Annotated in this window: 6 protein-coding genes; 2 read left to right on the top strand and 4 right to left on the bottom strand. The window is 70.4% G+C overall.

Features of this window, described 5'->3' with window-relative positions; translation table 11 throughout:
• Window positions 1-40: 40 nt before the first annotated feature.
• The 4 genes from ACFU7Y_RS36760 to ACFU7Y_RS36745 form a co-directional block, all read right to left on the bottom strand.
• Window positions 41-793: an amino acid ABC transporter ATP-binding protein gene (locus ACFU7Y_RS36760; RefSeq protein ID WP_224283195.1), complete on the bottom strand. Its 753-nt coding sequence runs from the start codon at window positions 791-793 to the stop codon at window positions 41-43.
• A 41-nt stretch (window positions 794-834) separates the two neighbouring features.
• Window positions 835-1,809 carry an amino acid ABC transporter permease gene (locus ACFU7Y_RS36755; protein ID WP_224283194.1) on the bottom strand — a complete coding sequence of 325 codons (975 nt, stop codon included), beginning with the start codon at window positions 1,807-1,809 and terminating at the stop codon, window positions 835-837.
• Window positions 1,810-1,846: 37 nt separating this feature from the next.
• Window positions 1,847-2,767 carry an ABC transporter substrate-binding protein gene (locus tag ACFU7Y_RS36750; protein WP_224283193.1) on the bottom strand — a complete coding sequence of 307 codons (921 nt, stop codon included), beginning with the start codon at window positions 2,765-2,767 and terminating at the stop codon, window positions 1,847-1,849.
• A gap of 420 nt (window positions 2,768-3,187) precedes the next feature.
• Entirely contained in the window at window positions 3,188-4,114 is a 927-nt protein-coding gene (locus tag ACFU7Y_RS36745; RefSeq protein WP_224283192.1) for an ABC transporter substrate-binding protein, read from the bottom strand.
• 584 nt (window positions 4,115-4,698) lie between these two features.
• Here ACFU7Y_RS36745 and ACFU7Y_RS36740 point away from each other — a divergent pair.
• Complete coding sequence (locus ACFU7Y_RS36740) at window positions 4,699-5,895, top strand: NADP-dependent malic enzyme (protein ID WP_224283191.1); 1,197 nt, start codon at window positions 4,699-4,701, stop codon at window positions 5,893-5,895.
• Between the two features lie 98 nt (window positions 5,896-5,993).
• A complete protein-coding gene (locus ACFU7Y_RS36735; RefSeq protein WP_224283190.1) occupies window positions 5,994-6,956 on the top strand; it encodes a zinc-binding dehydrogenase in 963 nt (320 codons plus the stop codon).
• Window positions 6,957-7,010: the final 54 nt, after the last annotated feature.

The raw sequence follows: 7,010 nt of genomic DNA, 5'->3' as shown, positions 1-7,010 counted from the left end.
GCCCTGCAGGACGGGCCTGCCGGGCGCCGACGGTACGGGCTCAGAGCACCTTGGACAGGAAGGCCCTGGTGCGCTCGTGCTGGGGGTTGGTGAGCACCTCGCGGGGGTTGCCGGACTCGACCACCACCCCGCCGTCCATGAACACCAGCGCGTCGCCGACCTCGCGGGCGAAGCCCATCTCGTGGGTGACGACCACCATGGTCATGCCCTCCTCGGCGAGGCCGCGCATGACGTCGAGGACGTCGCCGACCAGCTCCGGGTCGAGTGCGGAGGTGGGCTCGTCGAAGAGCATCAGCTTGGGCTTCATGGCCAGCGCGCGGGCGATCGCCACGCGCTGCTGCTGGCCGCCGGAGAGCTGCGAGGGGTAGTTCCTCGCCTTGTCGGCGAGGCCGACCCGCTCCAGCAGGGCCATGCCGCGCTCGCGGGCGTCGGTCTTGCTCTCGCCCTTGACCTGGACCGGCGCCTCCATGACGTTCTCGATGGCGGTCATGTGCGGGAACAGGTTGAAGCGCTGGAAGACCATGCCGATGTCGCGCCGCTTGAGGGCGACCTCGCGGTCCTTGAGCTCGTGGAGCCTGTCGCCCTTCTGCCGGTAGCCGACCAGCTCGCCGTCCACCCAGAGGCGGCCGCCGTTGATCTTCTCCAGGTGGTTGATGCACCGCAGGAAGGTGGACTTGCCGGAGCCGGACGGGCCGATCAGGCAGAACACCTCGCCCTGCCGGACCTCCAGGTCGATGCCCTTGAGCACCTCGACCATGCCGTAGGACTTGTGCACGTTCTCGGCGCGGACCATCGGCTCGGCGGACGCGCCGGCGGGGGTCTTGGTCAGATCGGTCATACGTGACCACCTCCCTCAAGCCCCGGGACGACGTCGGCGGTCGTCTTGGGGGCGGGCTTCCCGGCGAACAGGCCCCGCAGCCGCTGCAGCGGGGTGGGCGGGAGGGTGCGGTTGGAGCCTCGGGCGTAGTGGCGCTCGATGTAGTACTGGCCGATGGTCAGCACCGAGGTGAAGAACAGGTACCAGATGCTGACCACGATCAGCAGCGGGATGTTCTGGTAGTTCCGGGAGTAGATGACCTGGCCGGCCCGGAAGATCTCCTCCAGGGAGATCACGGAGACCAGCGAGGTGGTCTTGAGCATCGAGATGGTCTCGTTGCCGGTCGGCGGGATGATCACCCGCATGGCCTGCGGCAGGACGATCCGGCGCATGGTCTGGAACCGGCTCATGCCGAGCGCGTGCGAGGCCTCGGCCTGGCCCTCGTCCACCGACTGGATGCCGCCGCGGACGATCTCCGCCATGTAGGCGGCCTCGTTGAGGCCGAGGCCCAGCAGCGCGGCGACGAAGGTCGGGATCAGCACGTTGGTCTGCTCGGACCAGAACTCCGGCCCCCACGGGACGCCGATCGACAGCTTGGCCCAGATCAGGCCGAGGAAGTTCCAGAACACCAGCTGCACCAGTACCGGGGTGCCGCGGAAGATCCAGATGTAGACCCAGGCGACGCCGGCCAGCAGCGGGTTCGGGGACAGCCGCATCACCGCGAGGATGATGCCGCCGACCACACCCATGAGCATGGCGAGCGCGGTCAGCTCCAGCGTCACGAGCAGGCCGTGCATGATGCTGGTGTGGAACAGGTACTGACCGACGATGTCCCACTTGAAGGCGGGGTTGGTGAAGAGGGCGCTCAGCAGCATCGCTCCGAGTACGGCGATGACGACTGCGCCCGCCCAGCGTCCGGGGTGGCGGACCGGGACGGCCTTGATGGTCTCAGGCCGCCCCTTCTCCGCCGTCCCCTTGTCCAAAGAGTTCACGGTGTGGCCTCGGGGGAGAAGGTGAAGCGTACGAGGGTCAGTTGGCGCCGTTGATGACCGACTTGTCGATGGCTCCGGCCTCGACACCCCACTTGGTGAGGATCTGCTTGTAGGTGCCGTCGTCGATCAGCGACTGGACGGCGCCCTGGACGGCCGGGGCGAGCTTGGAGCCCTTGGCCAGGGCGACACCGTAGGGGGCCACGCCGTAGGTCTCGCCGACCTTCTCCAGCTGGCCGCCGGACTGCTTGACCGCGTAGTCCACGACCTGGGAGTCGGCCATCATCGCCTGGTCGCGCCCGGAGACCACGGCGTTGGTGACGTCCGTCTGGAGGTCGAACTTGTCGCCGCCGTTCTGGATGCCCGGCTTGCCGGCCTTGGCGCAGTCCGGGTCGCGGGTGTCCTTGATCTCGTCGGCCTGGGTGGTGCCGGTCTGGACGGCGACCTTCTTGCCGCAGAGGTCCTTGGGGTCGATCTTCTCCGGGTTGCCCTTCTTCACCGCGACGGCGCTGCCGGAGTTGAAGTAGGTCACCATGTCGACGATCTGCTCGCGCTCCTTGTTGTCCGTGAAGGACGACATGCCGAGCTGGAACTTGTTCGACTGGATGCCGGGGATGATCGCGGTGAAACCGGAGTCCTGGACCTCGGCCTTCAGCCCGAGCTTGGCGGCGATGGCGTTGGCCAGGTCGACGTCCAGGCCGATGACCTTGCCGCTGTCGTCCTTGAACTCGTCCGGCGCGTACGAGGCGTCCGCGCCCACCATGAGCTTGCCGGCCGCCTTGACGTCGTCCGGGACGAGCGCGGCCAGCTTGGGGTCGGCCTTGACCTCGTTGACGGTCGCGGAGGCGTTGGGGGCGCCACTGCTCTCGCTCGTGCTGCTGCAGCCGGTCAGTGCGAGGGAGACGGAGGCGGCGACCAGACCGGCTGCGAAGAGCCGGTTGCGCCGGGTACGGGTGGTCATGAGGGGGATCTCCATCCTGGGGGAGAGAGGTCGGGCGGAGCGCGCCGCGGGAGCGGCGCACCGGAACGGCGAGCCGCGCGGCTCGGTACGGATGCGTGTCGCCGTACGTCGTCGTACGTGCAGGCCGGGTCGTGCAGCTGACCGGGCGCGGGGGAGCCGCCCGGGGTTCTACGAGGTACTGCTACCGCCACCCTCCGCCGAGGTGGACGTTGACCGAACGGCCTCGACCAGTGGCCGACTCGATCCGGGATGGGGGGAATCCTGCCATCTGATGACAGTCAGGTGGCCCTCATCCAGATCAAAATCGGATAACGAGGGGCCGCGCTGTCCGCTATTCGGACTTATCCCGTGTCCCTGTCACGCTGCGCATAAGTATGCGGACCTGTCTGTTCCGCTCCCGGAGCCCGCCGCCCCGCCGGCTCAGATGCCCCCGTTGACCACCGCGTTCTGCGCCGCGCCGGCGCTGACGTTCCACTTGGCCAGGATCTTGTCGTACTCGCCGTTGCGGATCAGCTGGTCGATCGCCTTGGCCAGCACGTCGCGCAGCGGTCCGTCGTCCTTGCGCACCGCGATCCCGTACGGGTTGGAGGTGGACTGCCCGCCGGTCACCTCGAAGCGGCCGCCGCCGTCGGTGGTCTTCGCCGCGTAGGCGGCCACCGGGAAGTCGTTCAGTCCGGCCGTGGCGGCGCCGGAGGCGACCTCGGCCAGCGCCTTGGTGTCGGTGTCCAGCTTGTGGGGGGTCAGCGGCGGGCGGCCGGCCCGCGCGCAGACGGCCACCTGGCGGGTGACGATCTCGTCCTGGGTGGTGCCCTGCTGGAACGCGACGGTCTTGCCGCACAGGTCGTCCAGGGTCTTGATCGCCTTGGGGTTCCCCTTCGGGACGACGATCGAGGTGCCGGCGATGAAGTAGTCCACGAAGTCCACGCCCGGGCCGGTCTGCTTGCCCTTCTCGTTCAGGGCGTCGCGGCGCTGGCGGGTGTCGCTGAGCGCCGACATCGCCAGGTCGTACTGCTTGGCCTGGAGGTTCGGTATCAGCTTGTCGAAGGGGGTGTCGACGAACTCGACCCGCACGTCGAGGATCCGGCCCAGGGCGGCGGCGATGTCCGGGTCGAGGCCGGCCGGCTTGCCGTCCGGGCCGGCGAACTCCACCGGGGCGTAGTTGACGTCCATGCCGATCCGCAGGACCCCGGCCGCCCGCTGGGCCTTCGGCAGCTTGGCGCGGAGGTCCTTGACCGGGTCGTCCTGGGCGGCCTGCCCGCCGCCGCAGCCGGTCAGCAGCAGGACTCCGGCGGTGGCCAGGGCGGCGCCGGCCGGGATCGGACGACGGGCGTGGCGGACGTGAGGCATGAGGGCGGCTCCTGGGGGCGGGACGTGCGGTCGCCACGGTGTCGCGGGGGTGTACGCGAAATGGCGGACAAGCGATCCTGCCATCCCGACCTGCCGGGCCCGGCGGCGGGTGTGTCAGAATTCGTTACCGGGTGACCCCCGAACGCTCGAACCAGACCGGCGAGCCCCGACAGGCTCGGGGTGCTCGGGAACGGAAGTCCTCACGCGGCTCCGTATCCGGGGCACCGACTCCCCTTCGGATCTGCGTTCACTCCTGCGGGTGCGCGTGCGCTCATGCCGTTGCCGCCGCCGGAGCCCGGCGCTTCCGACGCCGGGCCCCTGTGAAGCGACAGCGCGGCGATGAACCGCACGCGACGAGGACGAAAAGGCATAGGTGCGATGCCTTTGTCCGACCTACGCTCGGCCCGGAAGCACAACGCGGACAACACAGACCCCATAACACCCTCATCCGAGGGCGCCGCCCGACGGCAGCGCCCCGACCCTGACCCCGGGTCCGCTTCGGCGTACCCGGTTTCCGGTTTCCGGACGGGTCGCCCTGCCCGTCGGCCGCGCGTCCTCGCCAGATCAATGACGAAGAGGTCATCGTGGCAGCGGAGATCATTCACAGCAGCACCCAGGACACCGACGATCCGGTCGACGCGGTTTTCGCGCTGCACCGCGGCGGCAAGATGGAGATCCGGGCGACCGTCCCGGTGCGCGACGCGGACGACCTGTCCCTCGCCTACACGCCCGGTGTCGCCCGGGTCTGCACGGCCATCGCCGAGCAGCCGGAGCTGGTCGACGACTACACCTGGAAGTCCAACACCGTCGCGGTGGTCACCGACGGCACCGCGGTGCTGGGCCTCGGCGACATCGGCCCGCAGGCCTCGCTGCCGGTGATGGAGGGCAAGGCCATCCTGTTCAAGCAGTTCGGCGGCGTGGACGCGGTGCCGATCGCGCTCGCCTGCACCGGGGTCGACGAGATCGTGGAGACCGTGATCCGGCTGGCGCCCTCCTTCGGCGGCGTCAACCTGGAGGACATCTCCGCGCCCCGCTGCTTCGAGATCGAGCGCCGGCTCCAGGAGGCCCTGGACATCCCGGTCTTCCACGACGACCAGCACGGCACCGCGATCGTCACCACCGCCGCCCTGTGGAACGCCGCCAAGGTGACCGGCCGTGAGATCGGCTCGCTGCGGGCCGTCATCTCCGGCGCCGGCGCGGCCGGCATCGCCATCGCCAAGATGCTGGTCGCGGCCGGCATCGGCGACGTGGCCGTCTGCGACCGCAAGGGCGTGGTGTACGAGGGCCGCGGAGACCTCACCGACGTCAAGGCGGAGATCGCCGGGCAGACCAACCGCACCGGCCTCAAGGGCTCGCTGGCCGACGCGCTGGCCGGCGCCGACGTGTTCATCGGCGTCTCCGGCGGCACCGTGCCGGAGGAGGTCGTCGCGACCATGGCCGAGGGCGCGTTCGTCTTCGCGATGGCCAACCCCACCCCGGAGATCCACCCCGAGGTCGCGCACAAGTACGCCGCGGTGGTCGCCACCGGCCGCAGCGACTTCCCGAACCAGATCAACAACGTGCTGGCCTTCCCGGGCATCTTCGCGGGCGCCCTCCAGGTCCGCGCCTCCCGGATCACCGAAGGCATGAAGCTGGCCGCCGCCAAGGCGCTGGCCGGCGTCGTGGCCGACGAGCTGACGCCGCAGAAGGTCATCCCCTCGCCGTTCGACGAGCGGGTCGCGCCGGCGGTCACCAAGGCCGTCGCCGAGGCCGCCCGCGCGGAGGGCGTGGCGCGGATCTGACGATCCGACCGGACATTCGGCAAACGGCCCGGGGCCGGGACACGCGTCACACCTCCGCGTGGTTCCCGGCCCCGGCCGTCGCGGCTATCGTCCGGGGCATGTTCGCTGCCTATGCCGCACGTATCGACGCCGCCGACCCGTTGAGCGGGCTGGAGCTGGGCGACCTCCCCGAGCCGCAGGCCCGCCCCGGGTGGAGCGTGGTCACGGTCCGCGCCGCCAGCCTCAACCACCACGACCTGTGGTCGCTGCGCGGGGTCGGCCTGCCCGCCGAGAAACTGCCGATGATCCTCGGGTGCGACGCCGCCGGCGTCGACGAGCACGGCAACGAGGTGGTCCTGCACTCGGTGATCGGCCAGAGCGGCCACGGGGTCGGCCCCGACGAGCCGCGGTCCATCCTGACCGAGCGCTACCAGGGCACCTTCGCCCAGCGGGTCGCGGTGCCCACCTGGAACCTGCTGCCCAAGCCCGCCGAGCTGAGCTTCGAGCAGGCCGCCTGCCTGCCCACCGCCTGGCTGACGGCCTACCGGATGCTGTTCACCAACGCCGGGGTCAAGCCCGGCGACACCGTCCTGGTGCAGGGGGCGGGCGGCGGGGTGGCGACCGCGCTGATCGTCCTCGGCAAGGCGGCGGGCCTGCGGGTCTGGGTCACCGGACGGGACGAGGCCAAGCGCGCCCGGGCGGTGGAGCTCGGTGCCGACGCGGCCTTCGAGAGCGGCGCCCGGCTGCCCGAGCGGGTGGACGCGGTGCTGGAGACGGTCGGTGCCGCGACCTGGTCGCACTCGGTGAAGTCGCTGCGTCCGGGCGGCACCATCGTCATCTCCGGGGCCACCTCCGGCCCCAACCCGAGCTCCGTCGAGCTGAACCGGATCTTCTTCCTGGAGCTCAAGGTGGTCGGCTCGACCATGGGCACCAAGGAGGAGCTGGCCGGGCTGCTCTCGTTCTGCGCCAACACCGGTGTCCGGCCGGTGATCGACTCGGTGCTGCCGCTGACCGAGGCCCGGGACGGCTTCGCCCGGCTCGCCAAGGGCGACGTCTTCGGGAAGATCGTCCTCACCCCCTGACGGTCCGGGCGCACGGACGCACCCTCCCGTGCGGCGGCCCGGTGCCTCCCGAAC

It is taken from the genome of Kitasatospora sp. NPDC057542 (assembly GCF_042801945.1).
Classification (GTDB): Bacteria; Actinomycetota; Actinomycetes; order Streptomycetales; family Streptomycetaceae; genus Kitasatospora.
This window is presented reverse-complemented; position numbering and strand designations above follow the sequence as displayed.